Source organism: Kitasatospora sp. NBC_00240 (assembly GCF_026342405.1).
GTDB lineage: Bacteria > Actinomycetota > Actinomycetes > Streptomycetales > Streptomycetaceae > Kitasatospora.
In genome coordinates, this window is the sequence record NZ_JAPEMU010000004.1 from 1 (window position 1) to 25,335 (window position 25,335).

Consider the following 25,335-nt stretch of genomic DNA (forward strand, 5'->3'; position numbering starts at 1 on the left):
GAGATTGTCTCATTTGGTGAGTCTGCGGTGGCAGATGAGGGTGGCGGCGATGGTGGCGAAGGCTGCGAAGTGGTCGGCCTTGCGTTCGTAGCGACGGTGGAGCCGGCGGAAGCCTCCGAGCCAGGCCATCGTCCGTTCGATGGTCCAGCGGTGGCGGCCGAGGCGGGTGGAGGCCTCGACGCCGCGGCGGGCGATGCGGTGAGCAATCTGGCGGCGTCGCAGGTAGGCCCGGATGAAGCGGTGGTCGTAGGCTTTGTCGGCATGAAGTTTGCCGGGTCGCCGACGCCTGGGGCCGCGGCGGGACCGGATCGGCGGGACAGCCTCGACGAGCGGGATCAGGGCCTGGCTGTCGTGGAGGTTGGCCCCGGAGATCGCAACCGAAAGGGGCAGACCGGTACGTTCGGTGAGCAGATGGATCTTCGAACCGTACTTGCCCCGATCTACAGGATTCGGACCTGTCAGATCCCCTTTTTCAGGGCCCGCATGTTCACCGAGTCGACCGCGCAGCGGGACCAGTCCAGCTTGCCCCGGGCGCCGAGCTCGTCCAGGACCAGGCGGTACAGCTTGGCCCACACCCGCGCCGCGGTCCACTCGGTGAAGCGCCGGTGCGCGGTCGGACCGGACGGGCCGAAGCACGGCGGCAGCTGAGCCCAAGTACACCCTGACGTTGCGACGAACACGATCGCGGCCAGCACCTCGCGGTCCCCGTGCCGCCGCCGACCGCCGCCCTGCGGACGCGTCGGCGCCGGGGGCACCACCCGCTGGAACAGTTCCCACAACTCGTCCGGCACGAGACGATCCACGATCAGCACACCCGGAGTCTACTCAAACATCCAAATGAGATGACTTCTTAGTGGGCTCGGTGGGGTGTTCTGGCTGGTCAGGGTGCGGGACAACCAGGGTGCGGGAGGGCCGACTACTTCTGTGGGAAGTAGTGCTCGCTCGGGTTCCGTACGCCCGTGGTGTTGGTGGAGTCGCGGGCTGCGGGCGGGGCCGGGCGGCCGGTGGGCGGCCCGGCGGGACCGGGGCGAGGCCGGCGGGCCGGTGCTCAGCGCAGGGCCAGGCCCCGGCGGAAGGCGTTGACGACGGCCAGGGCAGCGAGTTGGGCGGTGGCGTGGCGCTGGGGACGGTCGCGGAAGTCCAGGAGGTGGATGGGCTCGCCGGCGGAGCGCAGCAGGATGGCGGACCAGTGGGGGCCGGTGAGGCCGTATTCGACCCAGCCCTCGGGGCCAGGGAAGAGGCCGCGCAACTTGACGAGGTGGACGGTGGGGCGCTCGCCCAGGCTGCTCCAGGTGCGCAGTGTCCAGGTGGGGCCGGCTTGGGGCAGGGGGTGTTCGGTGTCGGTGGGGCCGTGGCGGTCGGTGGGCAGGGTGGGTGGGGGTGGTGGGGCGGTGGGGGTGTCGTCGAGGAGGGAGTCCCATTTCTCCCGGCCGGCGGGGGAGCGGTCAGGCCCGGCCTGGGCGGCGGGGCGGGGTGCGGGTGGGCGGCCGGCGGGTGGCCGCGGCCTCGCGGCGGTGGTGTCGGTGTCGGCGGCCTGGGCGTGCTCGGCGTGGGCGAGGCGGGCCTGCTCCAGGAGGCGGTCGAGGACGGCGGGCCAGTCCTGGTGGAGGTCGGCGAGCAGCTGCTCGACGTCGCCGGCCTCGCCGTTGTACAGGGCGTCGAGGTAGAGGTGGACGTCGTCGGCGAGGGCCTCGGCGATGGCGGGCAGTTGCTCGCTCGGTGTGCCGGTGATGTTCGGCAGGACCATGTCGGCGGGGACGGTGGCGGCCGGTGGCGCGGTGCGCCGGCGCCGGTAGGCCGCGGACCGGCAGGCCGTGTCGCAGTAGGCCCGCGGGCGGCCCCGCCCGGAGGGCGGCAGGTGCTTGCCGCAGGCCGCGCACCGCGGGGCCGGCTCGGGGCCGTGCTGATCGGGGATCACCTGATCCAGCGTACGGCGGCACAAGGTCGTGACGGCGGGATCGTGATCCGTGACGCGGGCCCGCAGCGCGGCCTCCCCACCTGGGCAAACGGGGGGTGGATGTCCTAGGACACAGGCCTGGGACAGCCCTTCGGCGTCACGAAAAGCGGGCCGCGGCTGCCCATGGGAGCCGTCCCGGGAACGGTCGCCCAGCCCCGCCCCTCGCCGCGCCCCGCTGTTCGCTACCGCTTCCTCCAGGCCCGAACGGCGCGTAGGGCCGCGCTGCCTCCCGCCACGGCCACGGCTGCGGCGAGGCCGCCGAGGAACTCCGGCAGCGCCGCGTACAAGATCCCGCTCACCGTGCCACCGCCACGGCGCCGGCGCGCTCGACCTGCTGCGCACCGAGCCGGTGCAGCTTGCGGCGGACCCGATCCCCGTACGTCTCCGGAAGGCCCGCCCGGAGGGCGGCCTCGGCCCATGTGCCCGCACCTTGGGCCCACAGCGCCGCCACTGCCTTCTCCTCGGCCTTGAGCCGGCGAAGGACGGAACGCACCCGCTCGTCGCCGAGCAAGTGTTCCAGTGCACGGTCCTCGGCCGTGCGCCGGTCGGAGAAGAGGTCCTCCAGGACCAGGCCGTCGCCGATCGCGGCGCCAGCCATGAGCAGTCGGCTGTGCCCCGCCCGGCGTTCCCACAACGGATGCCACCGCCGTCGCTCCACCTCCGCGTACTCCCGTAGGATCCGCGTCAGCTCGGGATCGGTCAGGTAGCCACCGAGGTGCTCCACCCAGTCACCCAATAGCGCATCCACCACCCCTTCGCGCCACAGCTCCGGTCGCACCCGCCCGAGCACCTTCCGCGTGAAGTTGTCCACTGTCTCGTAGTCGCCCTCGATCGCCGCCCAGCGGGCCGCGAGAGCGGCGAGCAGCACCTCCCGGGGCTTGAAGGGCGCCACGGCGACCTGCGTCAACTTGCCGAACCGCCGACCCTCCGTCGTGAACAGCCAGAGGTCCACAGTCCCGAAGCGCCAACCGAACCTGGCAAGGCGGGCCGACACCGTGAAGAAGTGAGGGTGGGACCTGTCTCCGAAGGGCATTTCCCGGCCTACCAAAAGCAGGACGAGGATGTGCTCCTGGTCCACTTTCCGGCTGGCCATCTCCTCAGCGGGCACACACCGCTTGGAGATCCCGACTCGGGCGGCGGTCTCCCGCAAGGCGGCTGCCGCCTGGGTGAGCACGCACGGCGTAGTGGTCGCGGTCATTCTCTGACTCCTCCAGTCGTCCATGGGGAGGTTCCCCCATTACCGGGCGCGGCAGAGGTCCAGAGCGACAAAGAATCTTGAGCAGCCGGCTTACGGGCCGGCTTGGTTGTTGGGTCCATCCGCTATCGGGCTGATGTCCCGGTCTCAGGCAGGGTCGCGTCACGAAAGCCAGACCGTTGACCACCTACGGGCCAGCGGCTGGCGCGGCTCTGGGAGGATCGGCGGGTGGTGCGCGCCGCACACCATTGCCCGCGGCGCGCACCGCCTTCACGTCACCGGCCGGGCCGGGGCGCGAGGCGGGCCTGGCGGACGGTGCGGGCCGCCAGCTCCGGGCTGGCGTGGAAGAGCAGCTCCCCCGTGGCGGTGTCGGTGAGGAAGTGGCCGTCGATGATGGCGGCCCAGCGCGGGACGGCGCCGATGCCGATCTCGACCCAGCCGACGATCTCCCCGTCGTGGAGCACGAAGTAGGCGAGGTTGTTGTCCCTCCAGCCGGCCAGCTCCCAGCCCGCGCCGAGCCGCGGCAGCGCCAGTAGGACGTCGCAGTCCCCGAAGCCCCGCTCATAGGGGGTCGGCGGCGCAGCCACCAGACGCTCCCCGTCGGCCGGCTGCCGCAGCTGTTCCCGGGTGGGGGCAGCCGCGGCGGCGGGTGCGGGCCGGTTGCCGGGCTGCGGGGCGCCGCCCGCCGGTGCGGGAACGGGCGCGGGCGTCGTGTCGCGGCCTCGCAGCTGGGGCGAGACGCGGGCGAGCACTTGCGGGCTGGACAGCATGCGCCGGGCCTCTTCCAGTTCGGCCGGGGTCGGCTGATTTACGAAGCGATCCGTAAGACGCGGACCCCCGGGGCGGCCGGCCGAGCTCGGCCCGGACGACTCGACCGGGCCCGGGCGGGAGGCGACCGCAGGCGTGGTTGTCCCGTTCCCGAAGGCGGTCCCGGCCGGGGTTGTCCCACCGACAGAGGCCCGCTTTTCGAAGCGCCGATTCGAAACGGCCGGGCCATCAAGGTGCCCGGAGGGGGCATCAAGGTGTGTGGCGGGGCGGGGCGCGAGGGCGGCAACGGCCTCGTCGTGCGCGGCCTGCGCCTGCTCCAGGAGCCGCGTGGCGAACCAGGGCACGGCGGTGCGCAGCCTGGTCAGGGCCTGGGTGGGGTCGCTGTCGTCGACGGTGCGGGCGAAGTAGTAGGCGGCGCCGGCGAGCGCGTCGGCGAGCTCCAGGACACGCCGGCGCGGGCCGGCCGGCTCATCCTCGGCGGCGGCAGCCAGGACGCCCGGCGGGAGCGCGAACGCGACCGGGGCCGAGCTGGCAGAGACCTCGACGACGGCTGGCTTGGGGCGCTGCGCGATGCGCTGGCGGGCGGCCTTCGACTTACACGACAGATCGCAGTAGGCGCGGGGCCGGCCCTTGGGTGCGGGCGGCAGTGGCGCCTCGCACCAGCCGCACAGCGGGCCCGGCGAGGCCGTACCCGAGGGATCATCATTTCGTAGCGGCGCTTCGGAAGTCACCGGATGATCTTACTCCCGGATACGAAGCGCGCTACGGAAAAGGCCCCACCAGAGTCGACGCCCGCCGACCGCACCGCGCAGCCGCCCGGGGCGCCGCGCTGCGCAGCCGCGCAGCCCGTGCGCAAAGGCCGCGCTGCGCAAGCGGGTGCGTGCGCAGCGCGGCCTTTGCGGGAGTGCGGGTGCGTGCGCAGCCGCCTTGCGGGATTGCGCAGCTGTCCGCACTCCCGCAAAGGCTGCTGCGTGGTCGGTCAGCGGGTGGCGTCGTTGGCCGGGTAGGCGGCGCCGCCCGGGCCCAGGCGGCGGCCGGTCTGCGGCTGGGCGCACTGCGGCGGGTCGTCTTCGTCGGCGGGGGCGGGCGGTTCCCGGAAGGGGGCGCGCTCCACCGGCAGCAGCCGGTCCCGGCCGCCGGTGGGCAGCGGGGCGTCGATGGGGGACGAGGAGAACAGGCTGTGCAGCGCGCGACGGTCAGACATCCCGTCAGTCTTCCAGCTCGACCAGGGGGCCGACGCCACCGCGGCCCGGCTGCGGCCTGCGGTGGCGGGGGCTGCTGGCGGCTGGTCAGTCGGCAGCGCGGGGTGCTGCGTCGCGGTGGCGTCGCGGTTCCGGGCGGCGGTCACTGGCGGGTGGTGCCGTAGCCGGCGCCGCCCGCCGCCAACAGCGCCTGGACCCCGTCGGCGTACCACGGCATCAGCTCGCCGGCCCGCGCCACGGGCACCCAGGCCACCTCGGACACGTCCTCGTCGAGGTGGCCGGCCGACGGCGTGCCCGACAGCAGTTCTGCGCGGAAGACGGTGAACACGTCGTGCAGCTCGGCGTCGATCCGTTCGCTGACGTGCACCACCGCGCCGGCCTCCACGACGACGCCGGCCTCCTCCTCGGTCTCGCGCACAGCCGCCTGCGCGAGGCTCTCGCCGTCCTCCCGCCGGCCGCCCGGCAGACTCCAGGAGTCCCGGTTGCGCACCAGCAGCACCCGCTCCCCGCCCTCGTCGCTCACCAGCGTGTACGCGACATCGACCCGTACCGCAGCCATCACCCGCGTCCTCTCCGTCATCCTCGATTGTTCCCACAACCGGCGCCGACGCCACGGCCTGCCCTGGTCCGGTCCGGCGGCGCGAGCCCCTCGGGGTCAGACTGCGTGGGGGTACGGGAGGGCGGGCCCGTCCCGGTCGACGGGGAACACCCTGTAGGCGCCGGTGAGCTCCAGCACCTTCGCCACCGCGTGGGCGGGTCGGGCCAGGTGAAGGGTCAGACCCGCCTGCTCGGTGGCGATGCGGGCGCGCAGCAGGGCGCCCAGGCCCGAGGAGTCGCAGAAGGTGACGCCCGCCAGGTCGATCACCAGACGGTCGGCCGAGGGGTCGGCTGCGAGGGCGCGGTGCAGGGCGGTGTCGAGGATGGGGGCGGCGTCGAGGTCGAGTTCGCCGGCGGCCTGGACGATCGGGCCGGCTGTGGTGCCGTGCACGGCCGTGGTGAAGCTCGGGTCGGTGGGGTGGCTCACGCCCTCTCCCCTCCCCTGTCGCGTCGTCGTCAACGGCCACCAGCGCGTATCTTGCGCGCCGGTGGCATTGGGCTGGTCCATCCACCGTACGGCGCGGCCCGCAGGCCCCCAAGGGCCGAAAGCACTGTTGCTCACCCCGGGTGCCCGACGGGGGCCGGGGCGGCGTGTCGCGGGCGCAGCGGGGCGCCTGCGCGGGTGGGGGCGGGCAGGGTGTTCGGCATGTCCGAGCGTCGAAACCGTCGTGGTAGCCGTGCCCGGGCCCTGGGCCTTCCCCTCGACCTGGTGGGGCCGAGGCCCGCGCCGCAGAATCGCCCCGCGCGGCCGGCACCGGGTCCTGCGCGGGCTGCCGCCGCGCCGCCGAGGGCGGGCAGCGCCGTACCGGCCGGGCAGAGCCTGCCGGCCGTCGGGTGCTGCGCGGCCGTGCGCAGCCGGGACGTGCGCGAGGGCGGCGGCGTGATCGTGTGGACGAGGCACGCCCCCGATTGCCCGGTCTGGTCGGCCCGCTGAGCAAGTAGGGCGGCGCACGGGCGGGACCGGGCCGGCGAACACCGTCGGCACTCGCCGGGCCCGGCGCGCGAACCTTCGGGACCCTCTCCCTACGGTTCGCGCGGCGTCCGCCTCGCCCGGCGGACGCGCTCCATCCCAGTACTCTCCAGCCTACGACCGCCCCGGCGCCGCCACGGAGGCCTGCCGGAACCGGGGCAGGGCACCACAGGTGGCAGCCGCACCGGCCTGGGCGGCGCAGGCCCGCAGGCGCCCGCGCGGATGCGGCACCGTCCTGCGGACGACCGCCCGGGGGGCTGTGCGCGGCGTCCGCAGGACGGGATGAGTGTGCGCCGCAATGGGCGTACACGGCGTTCAACGACCCCGTGGCATCACGGTCACGGCCGCACTCAGCGCAGGACGACACGACCAGGTGGGGCCGGGCCGGGCGGACGGTCCGCTACCCCGCGTCGGCTGGCTCCGGCGTCGGCTCGGTAGCGTGGAACAGCGCCACATCGGTCGCCGCCCAACAGCCCTCCGCGAGCGCCCGCACCATCGTCGGATGCCGGCGCACCGCGACGACGGCCGCGTCGCGTACGGCGCGCAGCTCGGCGAGGCGCTCGCGCTGCGAGGTGTGCGTCTCAGGCGCCGGCGGGCGCCCGCACCAGGCGGTACCGACCGCCAGGCCCCGGGCACCGGCGGCGCGACGGCCGGCCAGGCCACCCGGCGCGCCCACTGCGGTAGTTCGGCCCGAGTGGACCGGGGGCGGCCGCGGCGGGAGGAGAATGGTTGGCATGCCAACCCAGTGGGTGCACCAGCTTCGGGACTGCCCGGACGCCGAGGACGTCGAGGTCCTGGCCGAAGAGGAAGGCCGGCCCCGGCAGATCCTGGCCCGCGAACGGCCCGGCGCCGGCGGCCTGGTGGACGGGTACGTCCTGCAGACGGTCGACGTGCAGCTGCGCACGGCCGTGTACACGTGGGTGCAGGCCGGCGAGGCGGGGCAGGTGACGGAGTACCTACTGGACCTGCTGGCCGAGGTCTGCCCGAGGGGGAGCGTCCGTTGAGCGGCCTGGCAGGGGGCGCCGCGTCCCGTGACCGGCCGGATGCAGCCGCGGTTGCACCGGCCTACGACGTGACGACCTGCCTCCCCGTCACCACGGCGCTGCACGACGGCGACGGGGGCGAGGTGGGCCGGGCGGTGCGCGAGGTACTGGTCGAGGCTGGCGCCGTCGGGGAGCGGGCCGCCACATGGGTGGAGGCGCTGGCGGCGCGGCAGGGCGACGGTGCGCACCGTCGGGTGCTGGATACGTTCGCCGAGGCGGTGCGGCGGGTGCTGGGTCGCGAGATCGTCCCGGGCGGGAGCGGCGAGGTGAGCTGCGGGCTGCGCTACCGCCTGGACGCCTACGTGCTCCTGGGCGCCGCCGGCACCGAGGGCGCCCCGGACCTGACCAGTGCCGAGCAGCTCGCTCTCCTTGCCGTGGGTGCCGTCGCCGCCACCGCGCCGAGCACCGTCCTGGGCGACGTCCAAGCCGACCTGCCGGCGCTGTTGGCGGTCATTGACCGGGCCCTCGCCTGGGCGGCGCACAACCCGCAGGCCGGCTCCGCGCCGTCCGGCCTCGAATGTCAATCAACTGCGCAGTAGTGCGCACTTGTGTAGAGTTGTGCGCATGGACACCTACCCCATCACTGAGGCCCGGAACAAGCTCGGGGCTCTTGCCCGGCAGGTCAGCGCGGAGCAGAAGCACGTCGCCCTCACCGACCGGGGGCAGACTATGGCGGTGCTGATCAGCCCGGCCGAGCTGGAGGAGCTGGAGTACCACCGGGTGGCCGCCGAGTACCTGGCGCGCAAGGAGCGTGGCGAGAGCGGCCCCGGTATCCCGCAGGACGAGGCGCGCCGGCGGGTCTTCGGGGACGCCTCGTGACCTACCGCGTCACCTGGGAGCCCTCCGCCCTGGCCGCTGCGGAGAAGCACGCCGCCAGCGACCGTGAGGGCATCGAGCAGGTCTTCCTCGCCGTCGACCTCCTGGCCGACAATCCCCGTCCCGCCGGAGCCTTCACCATCGGGGCCAGCGGCATCTACCGCATCCAGGTCGGCTTCTACCGCGTCCAGTACGAGGTCCACGACCAGACGGTCACCGTCACCGTCTTCCACCTCGGCCGGGCCTAGCAGGCCCCCGCAGTGCCCTCTCGGCCCCGGACCGCAGCAGCGGCCCGGGCCGCGGCGTGCCGGGGCCGCGGCGTGCCGGGGCCGAGGCAGCCGTCGGCACGGGCTGTGCCCAGGGCTCGGGGGAGCCGGCTGCCTGTCCGTCCGTGCGGCGCGGCGGCCGGCCGGGGCACCCGGCGCGGCCTTGGCGGCAATTCCGGGGGGAAGAATGGTCGGCATGCCAACCCAGTGGGTGCACCAGCTTCGGGACTGCCCGGACGCCGAGGACGTCGAGGTCCTGGCCGAAGAGGAAGGCCGGCCCCGGCAGATCCTGGCCCGCCAACGCCCGGGCGCCGGCGGCCTGGTGGACGGGTACGTCCTGCAGACGGTCGACGCGCAGCTGCGCACCGCCGTCTACACGCGGGTGCGGGCCGGCGAGGCGGAGCAGGTGACGGAGTACCTACTGGACCTGCTGGCCGAGGTCTGCCCCGTGGAGCGGGCCCGGTAGGGGTGGGTGCGGCCGGGGGCGGCGGCGGTGGCGCTTCTACTCCACCCGCTCGTGAAGGAGGCCTCCATGCCGGTGACCATTTCCCAGCTGCCCGCCGCAGGCCCGCAGGGCGGGCTGCTGCCCGCCGTGCGGGACTCCACGTGGGGCGCGGTGCCCGACTCCACCTGGGGGGCTGCCGACGACTCCACCTGGGGTGTGCTCGGCGGCGCGGGGGCGCGCGGCCGCCGCCGCTGACGCAGGGTCCGAAACGCGGGTTGGCCCCGGAGGGAACCGTCCCTCCGGGGCCGACCCGTCTGCATTGCACGGTGGTTCAGGCGGCGAATCCGATGTGGGTGACGTAGGAGTAGGCGTCGTAGTCGGAGCCGAGGTCGGTGATGACCTCGTCCCAGATCACGTCGAGCATCTCGGCCGCGGACGGGTCGTTGGGGCCCTTGTCCCAGGCGTCGACCATGTCGTCCCAGGCGCCGCGAACGTTGATCGCCCGGTGGGAGATGTCGCGGCGACGCTTCTCGTCGACGCCGGCCTGGTCGACGGGGTAGATCTCCACCCGGGTGCCGGCGCCGTTGTTGTTCAGCCGGCGCTTGAGGTCGGTGACGACGTTGTGGCGCCGCAATGTCCAGTACGCGGCGTCGACCATCTCCCGGTTGGCGGGGGTCGCCTTTCCGGTCTTGATCCAGTTCTTGATGGTGCGGGGCTTGGCGGTGATTCCGGCCCGGGCCATCGCCTCATAACCGGCGGCGGAGCGGGTGAGGTACCGGACGCGTGCGGCCAGGCCGCGCTTGCTCGTCACCGGAGAAACGGGACCGGTGACCAAGTCGTCCAGCCCGCGCGCGATGGCGAGCCAGCCGGGAATTCCGGCCGCGCCGTACTTCCCGAATTCCATCCAACGTCCGGCCATTACTTACCGCCCCCGATGGTGTAGGTGTCCTTCAGTTTCACTTCGGTGACCTTCCGGCCCTCCGGGAAAACGCTGCGCCAGTCACCGACGAGGTGGAGTTCGTCGGTACCCATCATCTGCACGATGGTGAGTCCGGCGTCGTGGGCCTTCTTGCCCTTCCACCACAGATTCGCGAAGGCCTGCGCCCGGATGATGTGCATCCAGTCCGGCCTCTTCATTTTATGATTCGCGGTGGAAAGGCCGATCGTGGAGACGAACTTGGAATACATCGCCTTCACGTACTCCAGCGTGACGGCGTCGTTCTCGGCGATGGCGGTGTCGCGCGCGGCGCCGAGGGCCTGGCGGAAGTTCTCCAGGATGTTCTCCGTCGAGTAGGCCGTCCACGCCTCGTGGATGACCGGCGCCTCACACAGGCCGAACTTCGGGCCGGCCAGGCGCTGGAGCATCCGCATCGTGCTGGACGTGAGCCAGAGCGGGCCCGGCTCGTCCCGGTTGCCGATGGGGTTCGGCAGGTCCGGGTGCTCCCAGGCCGGCGGGGTGGCGAGGTAGAGGCCGGCCTGCCTCGGATCCCACACGCCGGAGGTGTCCTTCGACAGCTTCCCGATCGGCAGGTGCGACTTGAGGGCGGAGAGATAGGCGCCGTTCATATCCAGCGCCGACACCGTCAATTCCGAACCAGCGCTTTTGATGAGCGCGGAGTTCTTCCACTTCGGGCGCGCCTCCCACACCTGATCCGCCGACGCCTTCGACGCCTTCTTCAGAATGTCCGGCAGCGGCGGATGATCCGTGTGCTCATAGCGCGCGCCGACCCGGGAAACGGCGAGCAGCGCCATCGCATCCGGGATCGCCTTCTTCACCAAGGCGGCGGTGGCGGCGTCCACGTCGCCGCCGTGCCGGGCCAGCTCCCGCTCGACCGGACGCCGGATCAGGTCCAGCAACTCCGCCAACGTCGCCGGCTCCGTGCGGACCGGAGCACCGGCCGCACCGGCCTCGGCGGCCGCTGGCGCAGCCGGGCCGGGCGGGGTGGGCGCGGCGGCGGGTGTCTGCTCGGCGGGACTCGTTGCGGCTTCGGCCGGGGTCGGTGTCGGCGGGGCGGGGGCTTCAGCGGGCCGGGAGGGGGCCGCGACGGGCGTGGTGGTGGCAGGGGCGGGCGGTTGGCCGAGGACGGCCTGGACGGCCTGCTGGGCCCTCTCGGCGAGGCCTGCGGGGGCGGTGGGCCCGCCGGCCGGTGCGGGCGTGGTGTCCGGTGCCACGGCGGCCTGTACGGCCTGCTGGGCGGCGTCGGCGAGGCCTGCGGGCTCCACCGGGGCGGCGGGGGTGCACCAGCCGCCGGCGTGCAGCGGGCGGCCCCCGGCCCGGTACGGCGTCGGGCGCCCGCACCGCACGCACGGCGCGGGGTCGGTGAGCAGCAGCTCGCCGTCCGGGCCGCGGTCGAGCTCGACGGCGACGTCCAGGACGACCGGCACCACTGGGGCCACCGCGGTCACCGGCGGCGGGGTTGCGGCGGGTGCAGCCGCCGCAGGGGTGGTCGGGGCCGGATCGGTGGACCGGGACTTCGTCGCCGCGGGTGCGGCGGCAGCGGGCGGGGCCGGGGCGGCGGCGAAGGTGGCAGGGAGAAGCTCGCCGGTGGCCGCCGGGCCCGGCCGGTGGTGGCGGGTGCTGTAGGCCTCGGTGGCACGGGTGGGGCCGGCCAGCAGGTCCAGGACGTCCAGGCCCCAGTGCGCGGCCAGCGCGTCGACGTCGTCCAGCGTCCACACCGTGGCACCCGACTGACGACGGGACACCTTTTCCTGGGTCAGGCCGATCCCGGCCGCCAGCTGCCCCTGGGTCTCCTCGGTGACCTGGCGCAGTGCCGCGACCGTGATGCGCAGCGTTTGCAGCGTGCTCAGTGACATGGCCTCAGTCTACCCCATTTCATGCATATTTCCAATAAGGAATGCGAAATATGACTATCCTGGGATGTGCGGCGGGTTCGGCGCGGGCTCACACTGGCACTATGAAGTCATCTCATTTGGATGTTTGAGTAGACTCCGGGTGTGCTGATCGTGGATCGTCTCGTGCCGGACGAGTTGTGGGAACTGTTCCAGCGGGTGGTGCCCCCGGCGCCGACGCGTCCGCAGGGCGGCGGTCGGCGGCGGCACGGGGACCGCGAGGTGCCGGCCGCGATCGTGTTCGTCGCAACGTCAGGGTGTACTTGGGCTCAGCTGCCGCCGTGCTTCGGCCCGTCCGGTCCGACCGCGCACCGGCGCTTCACCGAGTGGACCGCGGCGCGGGTGTGGGCCAAGCTGTACCGCCTGGTCCTGGACGAGCTCGGCGCCCGGGGCAAGCTGGACTGGTCCCGCTGCGCGGTCGACTCGGTGAACATGCGGGCCCTGAAAAAGGGGATCTGACAGGTCCGAATCCTGTAGATCGGGGCAAGTACGGTTCGAAGATCCATCTGCTCACCGAACGTACCGGTCTGCCCCTTTCGGTTGCGATCTCCGGGGCCAACCTCCACGACAGCCAGGCCCTGATCCCGCTCGTCGAGGCTGTCCCGCCGATCCGGTCCCGCCGCGGCCCCAGGCGTCGGCGACCCGGCAAACTTCATGCCGACAAAGCCTACGACCACCGCTTCATCCGGGCCTACCTGCGACGCCGCCAGATTGCTCACCGCATCGCCCGCCGCGGCGTCGAGGCCTCCACCCGCCTCGGCCGCCACCGCTGGACCATCGAACGGACGATGGCCTGGCTCGGAGGCTTCCGCCGGCTCCACCGTCGCTACGAACGCAAGGCCGACCACTTCGCAGCCTTCGCCACCATCGCCGCCACCCTCATCTGCCACCGCAGACTCACCAAATGAGACAATCTCTATGACCACCTACACCGGGGATGCCACCGTGTCGGCCGGTGGATCGCCATACCCCTGCCACGCTGACCTGAGCCGCTGGACGGAACCGATCCCCGCGAGGCCGTTCGCCCGCCCCGACGAGCACATCGAAGGCCAGGCGCAGTGGGCCGGCACCATCGTCCTGCAGGACGCGGACGCCACCCTGGCCGTCCGCCACGGCGACGACCGACAGCTGACCGTCAAAGGCCCCGCCGCCGCATTCCTCGTAACCGGCTGGAGCCCCGGCTCCACCGAACTACGCATCCGCGGCAACAGCCACGAGCTGCCCCTCTAGGCTCTCCCCTACGGTTCCCGGAGCCATCGCGACCGACCGGCCTGTACACGCCTGAGGCCCGGCGGAAACCACCCACGCCACCCGGGCGAAAGCTGCAGCGGGTCCGCCTCCGAATGAATCACCGGCCGCAGCTGGGCCGGCTCCGCCATCACCACCGGAAGAGGCTCCGCGCAAGGACGGGATGCGCACTGTGCGGCAAGGTCAGGGGAGGGCCGGCCGCCGGACTTCAGCGGCCGTTGAACGCGTCCTTCAGACGGGAGAACAGTCCTTGCTCGCCCGGCGCGAACCGGCTGGAGGGGTGTTCCTCGTCGCGCAGCGCCGCCAGTTGTCGGACCAGTTGTTCCTGCTCGGCGTCGAGCGTGGTGGGGATCTCCACCACGATGTGCATGATCAGGTCGCCGCGGCCGCCGCTACGCAGGTGGGTGATGCCCCGGCCGTGCAGCGGGATGGACCGGCCGGACTGGGTGCCGGGGCGGATGTCGACGTCGTGCGGCCCGTCCAGGGTCTGCAGCGGCACCTGGGTGCCGAGGACGGCGGCGGTCATCGGGATGGTGACCGTGCAGTGCAGGTCGTCGCCGCGCCGCTGGAAGGTCGGATGGGCGCTCTCTTCGATCTCCACGTACAGGTCGCCGGCCGGGCCGCCGCCGGGACCGGCCTCGCCCTCGCCCGCCAGCTGGATCCGGGTGCCGTTGTCGACCCCGGCCGGAATCTTGACCGTGAGGGTGTGGCGGACACGGATCCGGCCGTCTTCGCAGACCAACTCCGGGCACGGGGCCGGCACGACCGTGCCGAACCCCTGGCACCGCGGGCACCGCCGCAAGGACGTGGTGGTGCCCAGGAAGGTCCGGGTGACCTGCGAGACCTGGCCCCTGCCCTGGCAGGTGTCGCACTCCTGCGCCGAGGTGCCGGGGGCCGCGCCGGCGCCGGAGCAGGTGGCGCAGGTGACGGCGGTGTCGACCTGGAATTCCTTGGTGGTGCCGAACGCGGCCTCCTCCAGGGTGATCTCCTGCCGGATCACCGCGTCCTGGCCGCGCCGGCGCCTCGGTCTGGGGTACTTCTCCGGATCCGGCCCGGCAGGACGCCGGACGGTGTCGTCCGGGCCGTCCGTGTGGTTCCCGGCCCCATCCGGGCCGTCCGGCCGCGGTGGTGCGGTTGCCGCGGCCAACCGCTGCGCGGCCTCCTGTTCGGCGTGCTCGCGGATACGGGCGGCGTCCGCCGCGGCCTGGGCCATCTCCTGGCGGGCCTTCGCCTTCGCAGCCGCGAGCTCGTCCGCGACCCTGCCGCGCAGCCGCGCAAGTTCGACGGCCGCCTGGTCGCGTTCGGCCTGCGCCTCGACGAGGATCTGCTCGGCACGGGCGGTGGCCACCGCCCGGATGCCCTCCGCCTCGCTCACCGCCGCCCTCAGCCGCTCCTCCTCCACGGCCGGACGCTCGCCGTCGCCGCCGAGCGTCTCCCCGCCGGGCTCCGGCGTCCCCCGGGGCGGCGGAACCGCAGCCCCCACCCCGCCGTCCGGGCCAGGAATGCCGCGCCCGCGCCGGTCCGCCACCTGCAGGCGCACCATGTCCTGCCAACGCAACCGCCAGGCCTCCAGACGGGCGTCGTCGTGCCGCACCGGGCGGCCGTCCTCGATCGCCAGCAGGGTACGCACCACGGCCATCAGGAAATCCAGGCGCGGCAGCCGCCGGCCGGTGAACGCCTCGCTCAACGCCGACACCGACAGCGCCCGCGCAGCCGGCGCCTGCCGGCCCAACGTGCGCAGCGCGGGGTTGCCGCAGGAGATGCGCAGGTCCCTCAGGTCTTCGGCGAAGCGGGCGAGTTCCTGCTCGAAGGACGGTGCCGGCAGCTGTGTCGAGCCGTCCCTGTCGCTCACCTTTGTCCCCCTGCGTGGTGTGTGAGCTCCAGGCTAGAGGGGACGGCGCCGAACGGTACCGAAATCGGCCGAACAGCTGAGGGCCGGTGGAGGTGTCCGGCCGGGCAAGGGTTCGTTTCGCCTCTGACCTGCGGCGATCGAGACTCTACGAGAGTGTTCGTGCAGGCCCTGGAGGCGGCCGGCCGGGCTCTGTACTGGCAGACATGAACCCCACCGGCAACACCCCACAGCACCCCGACCACGCCTACCGGCCCGCCCCGGCCCCCGCCCCGCGGGAGATCCCCGCGCCCCCCACCGACGGCCCCACGCCCTCCCCCGACACCAACGCCCCGGCCCCGCCGGCCGGCCAGGAGCCCCAGCCGGTGGCCATCGGGGAGCCCTCCGCGACGCCGGAGGGCCGGCCCCGGGCCGCGGCCGTGGGCGAGAGGGTCCTGGAGCTGGTCGCCCTGCTGGTCCTCCTCGCGCTCGCCACCGTGCTGTTCGTCATCGGCGGCGCCGGCGCACTCACCGCCGTCACCAGCGTCACCACCGGACTCTTCATCACCTGGCGCACCAACCAACGGCCCCGCCCGTGAACCAGGGGGCCCACGCGACGATCCCGGAGGTCGATAGGGACGACTGCGGGTGGGACGGGTGGGACACGGCGAAGCTGTGACGGCAGCACAGCTGATTGCTGCGGCGACCCTTGGTGCGCAGGGCACACTTGCAGGCCGGTCAACGGATCTTGCGTCCGCCGATCTGCGCCAGAGCGTCCAGGGTCCGGGGTGACCACATCGCCAGCAGAGCGAACCCCGGAACGGTGAAGCCGCCTACCTGTACTGCAGTGAGCGTGACAAGCAGAACCCAACCCTCCGCATCGTCGAGGCCACCATGCCCAGCAAGCATTCCACCGGTGAAGGTCGCGGTACCTCCGACGCAGAGCGCGAACATCACCCACGCCCAAAACATTCGCGGAATGCTGAACAGGAGCAGGGCCGACACGATGCCTGCTACGACCACCGCCAGAACCGCCCCAACGATGGTGAACAGGCTCTCCCCGTCGCCTTTCACAGCCTCCCGAGTGAACGACACCAGCATGAGCGCGCACATCACGGTGTAGCCGACCAGCACGACGGTGCCCGGGACGGCCAGGAACCGGGGGACCGGGGCAAGAGGACGGGTACGAACCGGCGCGCCTTGCTCGTCAACAGTCATACCGCCAGTGTGGCGGAGCAGTGACTATGCGTATCGAAAACGCCGAAAGGAGGGTAGGCCCCCGGCCGTGGGGTCGGGCGCCCGCGGCGGAGGCTCTTACACGGGCCTGGCGGGGGCTTGAAGATGCCGTGGGTGCCGATGCGGCGCCACACGACGTGCGGCTCCCCCGGGCGTTGCTCTTGGGACCGGCGACCCCGAGACGGTGACGGAGTACCTGCTCGACCTCCTGGCCGAGGTCTACCCGCAGGGCAAAGCCCGGTAGACCCGCCGGCTACCGGCCACCGGCCGCCCCCGGCCGGCAGGCCCAGAACGAAAAGGCCCAGCTGGTGAAGTCGGCCCGGGGCGCGGTTCCGGTCTTTCGACCGGCCCGTTTCCCCGGAGCCGCTTCCCGAACCGGGCATGCGACTTGGCATCGCACCCGGCTCTCCACAAGCCCCGAAAGGGCCTCGTGGTGGTGGTTCTCATCCCGCGATCGGCCAGGGAGTGGGGATGGCTGCTCCCCGATAGCGGTAGCGCGTGGTGCCTACCGAGATGGGGTTGAACAGCTCCCTGTTCTCGCTGGCCCACCAAGATCCACGGCCGAAGTAGTGGCGGTAGATCTTCCTCAGGGCCGTCTTGGGGTGTTTCCGCCGCGCCCATCGCCAGACCGTGTGCCACAGGTAGTGGCGCAGGTAGGAGAAGGTCGCGAAGGACACTCCGGGCCTGAAGTAGGCGCACCAGCCCCGCAGCGCCGGGTTGAGCCGGAGCAACAGGGCGTCGAGCGGCTGGTTCGTACCGACCTCGCGGCACAGCGTCTTGACCTTGGCCATGATGGCCCGCAGGGCCTTCTTGGCGGGGTAGGTGTAGACGTAGTACCGATCGGTGCCTGGTTTTCGGTGGCGCTGGATGCGCCAGCCGAGGAAGTCCAGGCCCTGCTCGATGTGGGTGAGCAGGGTCTTCTCCTGCGACAGGCGCAGGCCCATCGTGGAGAGGACCGCTGCGATCTGTTCGCGCAGCGTTTCGGCGTCTGCCTGGGTGCCGTGAACCATCAGGCACCAGTCGTCCGCGTACCGGACCAGCCGGAAGTTGGGCAGACTGCGGCGTCGACGCCTCCGGCGCTCGTTGAGTTCAGTTCCGGGCCCTCCGGGAGCCTGGGCGATGAACTCGTCCAGGACCGAGAGAGCCACGTTGCTGAGCAACGGCGAGAGGATCGAACCCTGCGGGGTGCCGGTGTCGTTGTCCCGCAACAGGCCGTCCTCACCGAGGATGCCCGCCTTGAGGAACGCCTTCACCAGAGCCAGGACGCGCTTGTCCCCGACTCGTGCCCGCACCCGGTCCATCAGGGCCGTGTGCGAGATCTCGTCGAAGCAGGCCTTGATATCGCCTTCCACGATCCACTCGTACTTCTTGGACGTGAGCAGACGCACCTCGGCCACCGCGTCATGGGTCCGGCGGTTCGGGCGGAACCCGTAGGAACACGGGAGGAAATCCGCCTCGAAGATCGGCTCCAGCACCAGCTTCAAGGATGCCTGCACCACCCGGTCGGTGATCGTCGCGATCCCCAGGCGACGCAGCTTGCCGCCCGCCTTGGGGATCATCCGCTCCCGCACCGGCAGGGGACGGAAACTGCGGTCCTTGATCTGCGACCGCAGCATGCCGAGGAACTCCTCGACTCCGACCCTCAGCGCGATGGACGACGCCGTGCGTCCGTCCACCCCGGCAGTACGTGCACCCTTGTTTCCCCGCACCCGGTCCCAGGCCACCAGAAGGAAGCCGGGATCGGCGACGAGATTGAAAAGGTCGTCGAACCTGCGATGAGGATCACCACGAGCCCAACGGTGCAGCTTGGTCTGGATATTCAGTACCCGCAGCTCTGCCCCGAACAGGGCGGACTCCAGATCGTCGGTGTTCACCGGCGATGACCTCCTGACCTTCCAGTAACTTCAGCCACTGACTTGCTGGCCCCCTTGGCCCTGCGACCGGCTTTCCCGGCCTCCTTGACGGGTCGTTACTCCCGCGACTACTACGGGGCCTCCGCCCCACCCACGGCCATCAGTCGGCAACGGACCTGCCCACCGCCGCACTGGCTGTCCGGCGGTTCGGGCGACCGCAGGTGGTTCCCACGTTCACCACACAATCGATCGGTCAGGGAGGTGCCCAGCTCTACTCCGGCAGCATCGCCACGTCTACGCCGCAGGCTTTCAACGTGGCCTCCCCACCGGAACAGGAAATCCGGCTTCGGAGTTGACCTGCCCGCCCGAAGGCGGCCGCGTCACGCACTGCACACCGGCCCGTATCCACCAGGTTTGAGCCGGCTCACTGCTTACGGAGCTTCAACCACTGGTTCGCTCTCGCTACACCTTCTGACCTCGCTAGACGGACCCGCACCGTCCGGTAGTCCCGGCACGTCCCGCCGTTGTCGGGGCTGCTTGCCGCCCTCCCCGGCGTTCCCCGGATCAGGCTGCCCCCAGCTTCACCAGACCGCTGCGACGATCCGGCGGAGAAGGCCTTTCACCTCCACTCGATTGCATAGCGCCTCGTGGCGCACACCCGTCTCAGCGAAGTTTGATCAGTCTCAACGAAGTTCGACCGACCCGATGAGATCACGCGCCTGACCCGACCACACTCCGTGAATCCCTGCTCGTTGTGCCTGCAGTTTGGAGGGGACGCGTTCAAGGGTGGCACCCTGACCAGTTCCGGCCTCGCCGGCGTTGTCGCCCAGAAAGTCGATTTCGGTGGCTCCGTCCGTCGCCCGCAGGATCTCGGCCTGGCGAGGACGACGCCGCCCTATCGGACCCGGCGCCTCTCCTCGCCGGTGGCCTTCGGCGCCCGGCCCCACATCCACGCGCCCCCGGCGAGGACGGCCAGCAGTCCCAGCACTCCCATGCCAGCAGTCCAGCCCACCCACTCCAGGACCGCGACGATCAGCCCCGCCAGCCCTTCCCCACCGGGATTCTCCCCCGGGGCCGGTGGCTCACCGTCCGCCAGCAGGCCGAACACCGCGCTATGCGCTACCTGACTACCTGTCATCTACCTCTCCGTCCCCTGGGGAGCCCCGCCCGGCAGACCGCCTCACAGCCTGCCGGGCGCTCCCCCGTGTGTGATCACTCCGAACGGAGCATCAAGTGTGCGTGCTGACATGGACAACTGCCTACCGCGTTCCGGTTCCGCCACTGGTCAGGACAGGTGAAGTCAGGGCGATACAGAAACGATCAAGGAACCGTGAGGCAACGCCCCGGCACACCCTGACCATGTCCCCACTCCAACCACAACACCCCACATCACAGCCACGACCCACAACCAATATGGCGACACGTCACAACCCGGTGGCGGCGCACGATCACCTGTCTCCAGTCAGGTCGAGGCCTTCCACCGCTTGGTCGAGGATGACACGGTCCTCATACTCCGCGGGTGCCGAGCGGCGGAAGTTCGGATGGTCGAGGTCCATCTGGAGGGCGGCGTGCAGCGGCGCGGGGTACTTGGTCCGATCCGACCAGGACAGTGCCTGGTCGCACATGCGGGCGGTGGCCACCGCCAGTCCTTCACGTGTCAAACCTGCGCCATCGACGAACATGGGGGTGATCTCGCGGCAGGTCATCGTGTACCAGGGGGCTTTCAACTCGCTCTCCGACTGTGTCCCGGTCTTTTCTGGCAGAGCCCGCCAACGGGTCTTCCACTGGCCGAACCGTGTTTTGCCGTAGTTCCTCGGCTCGGTGACCACCCACCATGACGAGCCGGTATCGGCGTCCGTGGGCTGGAACAGCTCGCTGCTCATCTTGATCCGGTCGTCGTTCACGTAGGAGAGATAGGCGATGTTGGGCATCTCCTGCGACATGCAGTTCACTCGCACGATTCCGGCAGGCCGCATGTGCTCCGGGAGGCCGTGTCCGGGGAGCCATACCCGGCCGAAGGAGTCGAACGGCTCCATGCCCTGCTTGTTGTTGTGCAGGCCGGGGAAGATCCGTCGTGAAGTTCCCCCAAGGCCGGGTAGTTAGCGTTTCCGCAGGTCACGCAAGCTCGTTGAGGAAAGAGCAACGGAGCTCGTTGGTACAGGTAGTCGACCAAGACAGCTTGTTTCCGAGGAGCTCCGTTGCCGTCTCATCATGTCTTGTCCGCCCCGGTAACCGCCATCACCCGTACGGTCACGTGGCCGCCGGGAGGTTCGCTGCTGGGCAGCTCGGTGGCCTGACTCCCTTTCTGCCCTTCGAGTTGGTGGATGCCGTTCTGGAGGAGACCCGCGCGGTCCAACATCGACTGCGGGACCTGCCGTCGCGGGTCGGGGTGTACTTCCTGGTGGCGATGTGCCTGTTCCCGGAGGTCGGATACCGACTGGTGTGGGACAAACTGGCCTCCGGAGTCGGTGGCGTCCTGCTCGCCCCCAGCGCGAAGGGCCTGCGCGATCTGCGCCGCCGAGTGGGCTGTGCCCCGATGAAAGCGCTGTTCGAGGTGGTGGCCGGGGCGCTGGCTCAACCACGGACGCCGGGAGCGCGCTTCGGTCCCTACCGCACGGTCTCCTTCGACGGCTGCAGCTCGATCAAGACACCAGACAGCGAACGCAACCGCGCCTGGCTCGGCTGGTGCCCGCACGGCGGCTATCCCCAGATCGAGTTGATGACGCTGGTCGAGACGGGGACGCGCGCGGTGATCGGCGCGGTGTTCGGCCCCACCCGAGAGGGCGAAACCTCCTACGCAAGCCGCCTGTTGTCTCATCTGAGCCCTGAGATGCTGGTGCTGTGGGACCGGGGCTTCGACGGCAACGACTTCCTCGCCGCCGTACACGCCACCGGCGCACGCGTCGTTGGCCGCATCAGCCAGCGCCGCCGCCCGCCGGTCCTGCAGCCCCTCTCCGACTCCTCGTATCTCTCGGTCATCGGCGGTGTCGCCGTGCGCATCATCGAGGCCCAGGTGCGCGTCGTCTGCACGGACGGCACCGGCTTCGACGGCTCCTACCGGCTGGTGACCACCTTGTTGGACGCTCGGCGCTATCCCGCCGACCGTCTTGTGCAGCTGTATCACGAACGCTGGGGTGCGACACGAAGTCGCACGAGATTGAGTGAATTACCTGACAGGAGGATCGACTTGATGTCGACAGCGTAGTTCCGGGCCAGTGCTCAAGGCCCGTCCCCACTTCGACATGCGTCGCCGGTAACGGCGGGGTGTGAAGCTCGGAGGAGAAGCCCAAGGGCCCCTGTTCCATCCGGGGGCTACAGGCAAGGGGAAGACCGGACGGGTGAACGTGAGTGAACCCCTGACGATGCTTCGTGATCGTGGGCCCCGCCGATGGGTTGTTCCAGCGGGGTGCAGGACTGGCCGTTGAGAAGCGGCAGGCGCCGGCTGAGGACCCATCATCAGCCGGGAGAGCATCGCCGTCCCGGAGTTTAGGGGGCACCCACCCCGGTCGTGTCTCACTCGTGTGGAACGTGGAAACCCCGTTGGGGTCCGGCGCCGAAGGGCGCCGGTAAGCCGACCGCAAGGAAGGTCCAACTCCCCAGCGGGCACAGGATGACCCAAGAAGCGAATGCCGGTCGCCGAAAGGCAGCGGGAAACCGGGGCAGATAGCCAGCACCTCCGCTGGTCGCCCCGCATAACCGGCCGGATACGGGCTCTGCCCGGACCCGAAAGGGTGCTGACGTGGGTCAGGTGGGCCTGTGAGGACTCGATGACCATCAACGCTGGAACCGAAGGGCAAGTTGGACACCGTGGCGACACCATCATCCGTGGCGGACACCGTCCAGGACGACACCGTCATCATCGTGAACGGACCGGAGGGCGACTTCACCGACTGGCAGTCGATCGACTGGCAGGGCGCGGAGGACGAAGTACGGCGGCTGAGGCAGCGGATCTTCACGGCATCGCAGGCAGGGGACCTCAAAAGGGTCCGCAATCTCCAGAAACTGATGCTCCGTTCCCGCTCCAACACGCTGGTGAGCGTACGGCGGGTGACGGAGGTCAACGCTGGCCGCAAAACGGCGGGGATCGACGGTCGGGTCGTCCTGCTGCCCCAGGGGAAGGCCGAACTGGCCGACTGGATGCAGCATCGGGCGGCCCCGTGGAAGCCCTTGCCCGTCAAGCGGGTGTACATCCCCAAGGCCATCGGCCGTCAGCGCGGCCTCGGAATTCCCGTGATCATCGACCGGTGTCTTCAAGCCGTGGCGTTGAACGCGTTGGAGCCCGAGTGGGAGGCGCGGTTCGAGCCGAGGTCCTACGGATTTCGTCCCGGCCGCGGCTGTCATGACGCGATCGGAGCGATCTTCCTGGCCGCCAAGGGCAAGAACCCGAAGCGGCAGTGGGTCCTCGACGCGGACCTGGCGGCGGCGTTCGACCGCATCGACCATGACCACCTTCTTGCCTCCATCGGCCTGTTCCCCGCACGGGGGCTGGTCCAGCAGTGGCTGAAGGCGGGAATGATCGACCGCGGTTCCTTCGCTCCGACCGAGGAGGGGGTTCCGCAAGGCGGGATCATCTCCCCCGTGCTGATGAACGTGGCCCTGCATGGAATGGAAGAGGCCGCCGGAGTCCGCTACCGAACCTCCGGCCCTCGTGCCGGTGAACTGGCAGTGGGCTCACCGACCTTGATCAGGTACGCCGACGACCTGGTGGCGCTCTGTCACAGCCGTGACGAGGCCCAGCAGGTCAAGGCCCGGCTCGCCGAGTGGCTGGCGCCCAGGGGCCTGGCCTTCAACGAGGACAAGACGCGCATCGCGCACCTCGACGAGGGCTGCGACTTCCTGGGGTTCAACGTCCGCCGCTACCACGGCATGCTGCTGATCAAGCCGAGCAAGGCGGGCGTGCGACGGATCCGGGCACGGCTCACCGACGAAGTGCTGGCCCTTCGGGGGCAGAACGCGGCGGCGGTGATCGCCAAGCTCAACCCGATCATCCGGGGCTGGGCTGCCTACTATCGGGGCGTGGTCTCCAGCGAGGTGTTCACCTCGCTGGACGACCATGTGTGGAGGCTGGTCTACAAGTGGGCCAGGCACACACACCCGAACAAGCCGAGGGGCTGGGTCACGGCCCGGTACTTCGGCCGGTTCAACACCTCCAGGCAGGACCGGTGGGTCTTCGGCGACCGGGAAACCGGCCGCTATCTCGCCAAGTTCGCCTGGACCAAGATCGTCAGACACCAGTTGGTCATCAAGGGCGCGTCCGTGGACGACCCGGCGCTGACCGAGTACTGGGCCTCACGGCGGCGCAGGAACAAGCCCCCGCTGAGCCCGTTCTGGCTGCGTCTGCTCCAGACGCAGCACGGACGGTGCCCGCTCTGCGGAAGTCTCCTCCTCCACGCCATCCGCCAGCCGCAAAGCCCTCAGGAATGGGAGCAGTGGCTGCGGGCGACCCGGATGGCGGTCCGCGAGAACGCGATCACCGTCGAAGCGGGCACGGGCAGGTCTGACGGTCGCGTCGCCTTCCGACTGATCCATGCCCATTGCCACCGCTGGCGCGGCGGCAATGGCACCGGGGAACCAGCACTTCTGGCTGCCCGTGGGCCTTCAGGGCCTGCTTGAGCCGGATGCCCGGAAAGCGGGCAAGTCCGGTTCTGAGGGGGGTGCGGCGCGGCGACGCGCCGCACCTACCCGACAGCACGAGAGTGCCTACTATGCCCTGCGTCACACCATCCTGTACGGGCGAGTCCTACGTTCGTGCGACCCGGTCGGCGTCGAGCAGGAGATGTGGTCCCTGCTGACCCTCTACCAGTTGTTGCGTCGGGCCATGGTCGAGGCGGCGGAGTCGCGGCCGGGGACCGACCCCGATCGTTGCGGCTTCACGATCGCTCTCCAAACGGCGCGCGACCTGCTGGTACGTGCGGAAGAGGTCTTCGAGCAGGGCATCGGGGCGATCGGACGGCGGGTCCTGTCGGAGCTGGCCCCGTCGCGCCGGCCCCGCGTGAGTACCCGGAAGGTGAAATCGCCCATCTCGCGCTACGCGGAAAGGAAGATGGACGGCCGCCCCGACGGGAGCCGGACCGTGGCCTCCGTAACGATCGCTCTCCTGCAACCCCCGCCCCCTCGGCCCGCGCTGCCGGCCACCACGGTCCCTGCGTCACCCTGGTCGCCACCTATCGACAACTCGCCCGCTGGACCGAAAGAGGGCTGATCAGGAGAGTTCGCACGGGCCGTTACACGGCAGCCGCCCCAACGGGCACCGCCGCCTTGCGTGACCTGCGGAAACGCTAACTACCCGGCCTTGGGGGAACTTCAGGCGCCGGGTACCGTGCTCAAGGAACGCGAGCGCGTAGAGGCGCTGGCCGAGCACCGTGTCGAGATGGAAAAAGTCGACGGCGATGATGCCCTCGGCCTGGGCCGTGAGGAACTCACGCCAGGTCGGGCCGGTGCGGCGCGGGACGGGGTCGATGCCCGCCGCGTGGAGGATCTCCCACACCGTGGATGCGGCGATCGGGTGCCCGAGGCGGGCCAGCTCACCCTGGATCCGCTTGTGGCCCCACCCAGCGTTTTCCCGAGCCAGGCGTAGCACGAGGTTCTTGACCACCGCTCTGGTCGGCGGCCGCCCGGTGCGGGTGCGCTGGGTGCTGTAGTCCCACTTCGCCGCGATGAGCCGACGGTGCCAGGCCAGAAGAGTGCCGGGCGTGACCGGGAAGACCGCCCGCCAGCGGTGACGGGGTATCAGGCTGGAGAGCGCCGCCAGCCAGAACCGATCCTCCGGTTCATAACGGACCGGGCCGGCGAGGTGGCGACGCAGGACCGCGTTCTCATGCCTGAGCACGAGCAACTCTGCGTCCTTGGCGGTGTCGCGGCGAAGCAGCATCTTGGGGAAGGACAGCAGCTTGCGCGCCACCTTGTACAGCATCGAAACGATCACGCGAACATCATGCCAACCGGGATCGTCACACTCATTTCACCTGCGGCGATGACTTTCCGAGCCCGACAGGGTGTGCCTGCGGCTGCGCTGGGGTGCCCTTAACGGCAGCAGGCCACTTGGCAAAACCCGGCGGTCC

At 70.9% G+C, this 25,335-nt stretch carries 24 protein-coding genes and 3 pseudogenes; 11 read left to right on the forward strand and 16 right to left on the reverse strand.

Annotated elements, in window-relative coordinates; all coding sequences use genetic code 11:
• Positions 1-9: 9 nt before the first annotated feature.
• The 8 genes from OG689_RS42985 to OG689_RS43020 form a co-directional block, all read right to left on the reverse strand.
• Positions 10-806, reverse strand: a protein-coding gene (locus OG689_RS42985; protein WP_266329156.1) for an IS5 family transposase whose coding sequence is annotated in 2 segments (ribosomal slippage) — positions 10-471 and positions 474-806 — 795 coding nt in all. Because the reading frame shifts where the segments join, the coding sequence is not laid out codon by codon here.
• 242 nt (positions 807-1,048) lie between these two features.
• On the reverse strand, positions 1,049-1,918 hold the full coding sequence (locus OG689_RS42990; RefSeq protein WP_266328908.1) for a hypothetical protein: 870 nt from the start codon (positions 1,916-1,918) through the stop codon (positions 1,049-1,051).
• A 334-nt stretch (positions 1,919-2,252) separates the two neighbouring features.
• A complete protein-coding gene (locus OG689_RS42995; RefSeq protein ID WP_266328910.1) occupies positions 2,253-3,155 on the reverse strand; it encodes a hypothetical protein in 903 nt (300 codons plus the stop codon).
• Between the two features lie 272 nt (positions 3,156-3,427).
• Positions 3,428-4,651 (reverse strand): hypothetical protein, encoded by a 1,224-nt coding sequence (locus OG689_RS43000; RefSeq protein WP_266328912.1) that lies wholly within the window; start codon positions 4,649-4,651, stop codon positions 3,428-3,430.
• Between the two features lie 248 nt (positions 4,652-4,899).
• Positions 4,900-5,124 carry a hypothetical protein gene (locus OG689_RS43005; protein ID WP_266328914.1) on the reverse strand — a complete coding sequence of 75 codons (225 nt, stop codon included), beginning with the start codon at positions 5,122-5,124 and terminating at the stop codon, positions 4,900-4,902.
• A 140-nt stretch (positions 5,125-5,264) separates the two neighbouring features.
• Positions 5,265-5,702, reverse strand: coding sequence for an NUDIX hydrolase (locus OG689_RS43010; RefSeq protein ID WP_266328915.1), 438 nt, complete (start codon positions 5,700-5,702; stop codon positions 5,265-5,267).
• Positions 5,703-5,777: 75 nt separating this feature from the next.
• Entirely contained in the window at positions 5,778-6,146 is a 369-nt protein-coding gene (locus OG689_RS43015) for an STAS domain-containing protein (protein WP_266328917.1), read from the reverse strand.
• 943 nt (positions 6,147-7,089) lie between these two features.
• Positions 7,090-7,365 carry a hypothetical protein gene (locus tag OG689_RS43020; RefSeq protein ID WP_266328919.1) on the reverse strand — a complete coding sequence of 92 codons (276 nt, stop codon included), beginning with the start codon at positions 7,363-7,365 and terminating at the stop codon, positions 7,090-7,092.
• A gap of 58 nt (positions 7,366-7,423) precedes the next feature.
• On the opposite strand from OG689_RS43020, the gene OG689_RS43025 reads away from it, so the two are divergent.
• The 6 genes from OG689_RS43025 to OG689_RS43050 all read left to right on the forward strand — a co-directional run bounded on the left by OG689_RS43025 (position 7,424) and on the right by OG689_RS43050 (position 9,514).
• Positions 7,424-7,693: a hypothetical protein gene (locus OG689_RS43025; protein ID WP_266328921.1), complete on the forward strand. Its 270-nt coding sequence runs from the start codon at positions 7,424-7,426 to the stop codon at positions 7,691-7,693.
• Positions 7,694-7,761: 68 nt separating this feature from the next.
• Positions 7,762-8,271: a hypothetical protein gene (locus OG689_RS43030; RefSeq protein ID WP_266328923.1), complete on the forward strand. Its 510-nt coding sequence runs from the start codon at positions 7,762-7,764 to the stop codon at positions 8,269-8,271.
• 25 nt (positions 8,272-8,296) lie between these two features.
• Positions 8,297-8,551, forward strand: a complete 255-nt coding sequence (locus tag OG689_RS43035; RefSeq protein ID WP_266328924.1) for a type II toxin-antitoxin system Phd/YefM family antitoxin — start codon at positions 8,297-8,299, stop codon at positions 8,549-8,551.
• Complete coding sequence (locus OG689_RS43040) at positions 8,548-8,796, forward strand: type II toxin-antitoxin system RelE/ParE family toxin (RefSeq protein ID WP_266328926.1); 249 nt, start codon at positions 8,548-8,550, stop codon at positions 8,794-8,796. Before OG689_RS43035 ends, OG689_RS43040 begins: the two co-directional genes overlap by 4 nt.
• Positions 8,797-9,010: 214 nt before the next feature.
• Positions 9,011-9,280, forward strand: a complete 270-nt coding sequence (locus OG689_RS43045) for a hypothetical protein (RefSeq protein ID WP_266328928.1) — start codon at positions 9,011-9,013, stop codon at positions 9,278-9,280.
• A gap of 66 nt (positions 9,281-9,346) precedes the next feature.
• Positions 9,347-9,514: a hypothetical protein gene (locus OG689_RS43050; protein ID WP_266328930.1), complete on the forward strand. Its 168-nt coding sequence runs from the start codon at positions 9,347-9,349 to the stop codon at positions 9,512-9,514.
• 76 nt (positions 9,515-9,590) lie between these two features.
• Here the strand turns inward: OG689_RS43050 and OG689_RS43055 are convergent, their stop codons facing one another.
• A complete protein-coding gene (locus tag OG689_RS43055) occupies positions 9,591-10,178 on the reverse strand; it encodes a transcriptional regulator (protein WP_266328932.1) in 588 nt (195 codons plus the stop codon).
• Positions 10,178-12,073, reverse strand: a complete 1,896-nt coding sequence (locus OG689_RS43060; RefSeq protein WP_266328934.1) for a hypothetical protein — start codon at positions 12,071-12,073, stop codon at positions 10,178-10,180. The genes OG689_RS43055 and OG689_RS43060 overlap by 1 nt, the downstream gene beginning before the upstream one ends.
• A gap of 147 nt (positions 12,074-12,220) precedes the next feature.
• Here OG689_RS43060 and OG689_RS43065 point away from each other — a divergent pair.
• A protein-coding gene (locus OG689_RS43065; protein WP_266329158.1) for an IS5 family transposase occupies positions 12,221-13,017 on the forward strand; the annotation gives its coding sequence in 2 pieces (ribosomal slippage) (positions 12,221-12,553 and positions 12,556-13,017; 795 coding nt in all).
• 10 nt (positions 13,018-13,027) lie between these two features.
• Complete coding sequence (locus tag OG689_RS43070; RefSeq protein ID WP_266328936.1) at positions 13,028-13,339, forward strand: hypothetical protein; 312 nt, start codon at positions 13,028-13,030, stop codon at positions 13,337-13,339.
• Between the two features lie 226 nt (positions 13,340-13,565).
• On the opposite strand, the pseudogene OG689_RS43075 reads toward OG689_RS43070, so the two are convergent.
• A pseudogene (locus OG689_RS43075) lies at positions 13,566-14,399 on the reverse strand (DnaJ C-terminal domain-containing protein); the annotation flags it as partial.
• A gap of 1,013 nt (positions 14,400-15,412) precedes the next feature.
• Here OG689_RS43075 and OG689_RS43080 point away from each other — a divergent pair.
• The gene (locus OG689_RS43080) at positions 15,413-15,784 is read left to right on the forward strand and encodes a hypothetical protein (protein WP_266328938.1); all 372 of its coding nucleotides are present in this window, start codon (positions 15,413-15,415) and stop codon (positions 15,782-15,784) included.
• Positions 15,785-15,923: 139 nt separating this feature from the next.
• Here OG689_RS43080 and OG689_RS43085 read toward each other — a convergent pair whose 3' ends face one another.
• The 4 genes and pseudogenes from OG689_RS43085 to OG689_RS43100 all read right to left on the reverse strand — a co-directional run.
• Positions 15,924-16,403 carry a hypothetical protein gene (locus OG689_RS43085; RefSeq protein WP_266328939.1) on the reverse strand — a complete coding sequence of 160 codons (480 nt, stop codon included), beginning with the start codon at positions 16,401-16,403 and terminating at the stop codon, positions 15,924-15,926.
• A 461-nt stretch (positions 16,404-16,864) separates the two neighbouring features.
• On the reverse strand, positions 16,865-18,295 hold the full coding sequence (ltrA, locus tag OG689_RS43090) for a group II intron reverse transcriptase/maturase (RefSeq protein WP_266325163.1): 1,431 nt from the start codon (positions 18,293-18,295) through the stop codon (positions 16,865-16,867).
• A gap of 874 nt (positions 18,296-19,169) precedes the next feature.
• Positions 19,170-19,412, reverse strand: coding sequence for a hypothetical protein (locus OG689_RS43095; protein WP_266328941.1), 243 nt, complete (start codon positions 19,410-19,412; stop codon positions 19,170-19,172).
• Positions 19,413-19,722: 310 nt separating this feature from the next.
• A pseudogene (locus OG689_RS43100) lies at positions 19,723-20,346 on the reverse strand (RNaseH domain-containing protein); the annotation flags it as partial.
• A 182-nt stretch (positions 20,347-20,528) separates the two neighbouring features.
• Between OG689_RS43100 and OG689_RS43105 the strand changes: the two are divergent.
• Both OG689_RS43105 and ltrA (OG689_RS43110) read left to right on the forward strand, forming a co-directional pair.
• The gene (locus OG689_RS43105) at positions 20,529-21,479 is read left to right on the forward strand and encodes a transposase domain-containing protein (RefSeq protein ID WP_266328943.1); all 951 of its coding nucleotides are present in this window, start codon (positions 20,529-20,531) and stop codon (positions 21,477-21,479) included.
• Positions 21,480-22,099: 620 nt separating this feature from the next.
• Positions 22,100-23,887, forward strand: coding sequence for a group II intron reverse transcriptase/maturase (gene ltrA, locus OG689_RS43110; protein WP_266328945.1), 1,788 nt, complete (start codon positions 22,100-22,102; stop codon positions 23,885-23,887).
• A gap of 691 nt (positions 23,888-24,578) precedes the next feature.
• Here ltrA (OG689_RS43110) and OG689_RS43115 read toward each other — a convergent pair.
• Positions 24,579-25,199, reverse strand: a pseudogene (locus OG689_RS43115) (integrase); the annotation flags it as partial.
• Between the last annotated feature and the right edge of the window lie 136 nt (positions 25,200-25,335).

Coding starts and splice junctions, on each gene's coding strand:
- OG689_RS43070 (WP_266328936.1), top strand. CDS start 13,028: ATGACCACCTACACCGGGGATGCCACCGTGTCGGCCGGTGGATCGCCA.
- OG689_RS43025 (WP_266328921.1), top strand. CDS start 7,424: ATGCCAACCCAGTGGGTGCACCAGCTTCGGGACTGCCCGGACGCCGAG.
- OG689_RS43010 (WP_266328915.1), bottom strand. CDS start 5,702: ATGACGGAGAGGACGCGGGTGATGGCTGCGGTACGGGTCGATGTCGCG.
- OG689_RS43005 (WP_266328914.1), bottom strand. CDS start 5,124: ATGTCTGACCGTCGCGCGCTGCACAGCCTGTTCTCCTCGTCCCCCATC.
- OG689_RS42995 (WP_266328910.1), bottom strand. CDS start 3,155: ATGACCGCGACCACTACGCCGTGCGTGCTCACCCAGGCGGCAGCCGCC.
- OG689_RS43080 (WP_266328938.1), top strand. CDS start 15,413: ATGAACCCCACCGGCAACACCCCACAGCACCCCGACCACGCCTACCGG.
- OG689_RS43060 (WP_266328934.1), bottom strand. CDS start 12,073: ATGTCACTGAGCACGCTGCAAACGCTGCGCATCACGGTCGCGGCACTG.
- OG689_RS43050 (WP_266328930.1), top strand. CDS start 9,347: ATGCCGGTGACCATTTCCCAGCTGCCCGCCGCAGGCCCGCAGGGCGGG.
- OG689_RS43095 (WP_266328941.1), bottom strand. CDS start 19,412: ATGACAGGTAGTCAGGTAGCGCATAGCGCGGTGTTCGGCCTGCTGGCG.
- OG689_RS43035 (WP_266328924.1), top strand. CDS start 8,297: ATGGACACCTACCCCATCACTGAGGCCCGGAACAAGCTCGGGGCTCTT.
- OG689_RS43085 (WP_266328939.1), bottom strand. CDS start 16,403: ATGACTGTTGACGAGCAAGGCGCGCCGGTTCGTACCCGTCCTCTTGCC.
- OG689_RS43045 (WP_266328928.1), top strand. CDS start 9,011: ATGCCAACCCAGTGGGTGCACCAGCTTCGGGACTGCCCGGACGCCGAG.
- OG689_RS43055 (WP_266328932.1), bottom strand. CDS start 10,178: ATGGCCGGACGTTGGATGGAATTCGGGAAGTACGGCGCGGCCGGAATT.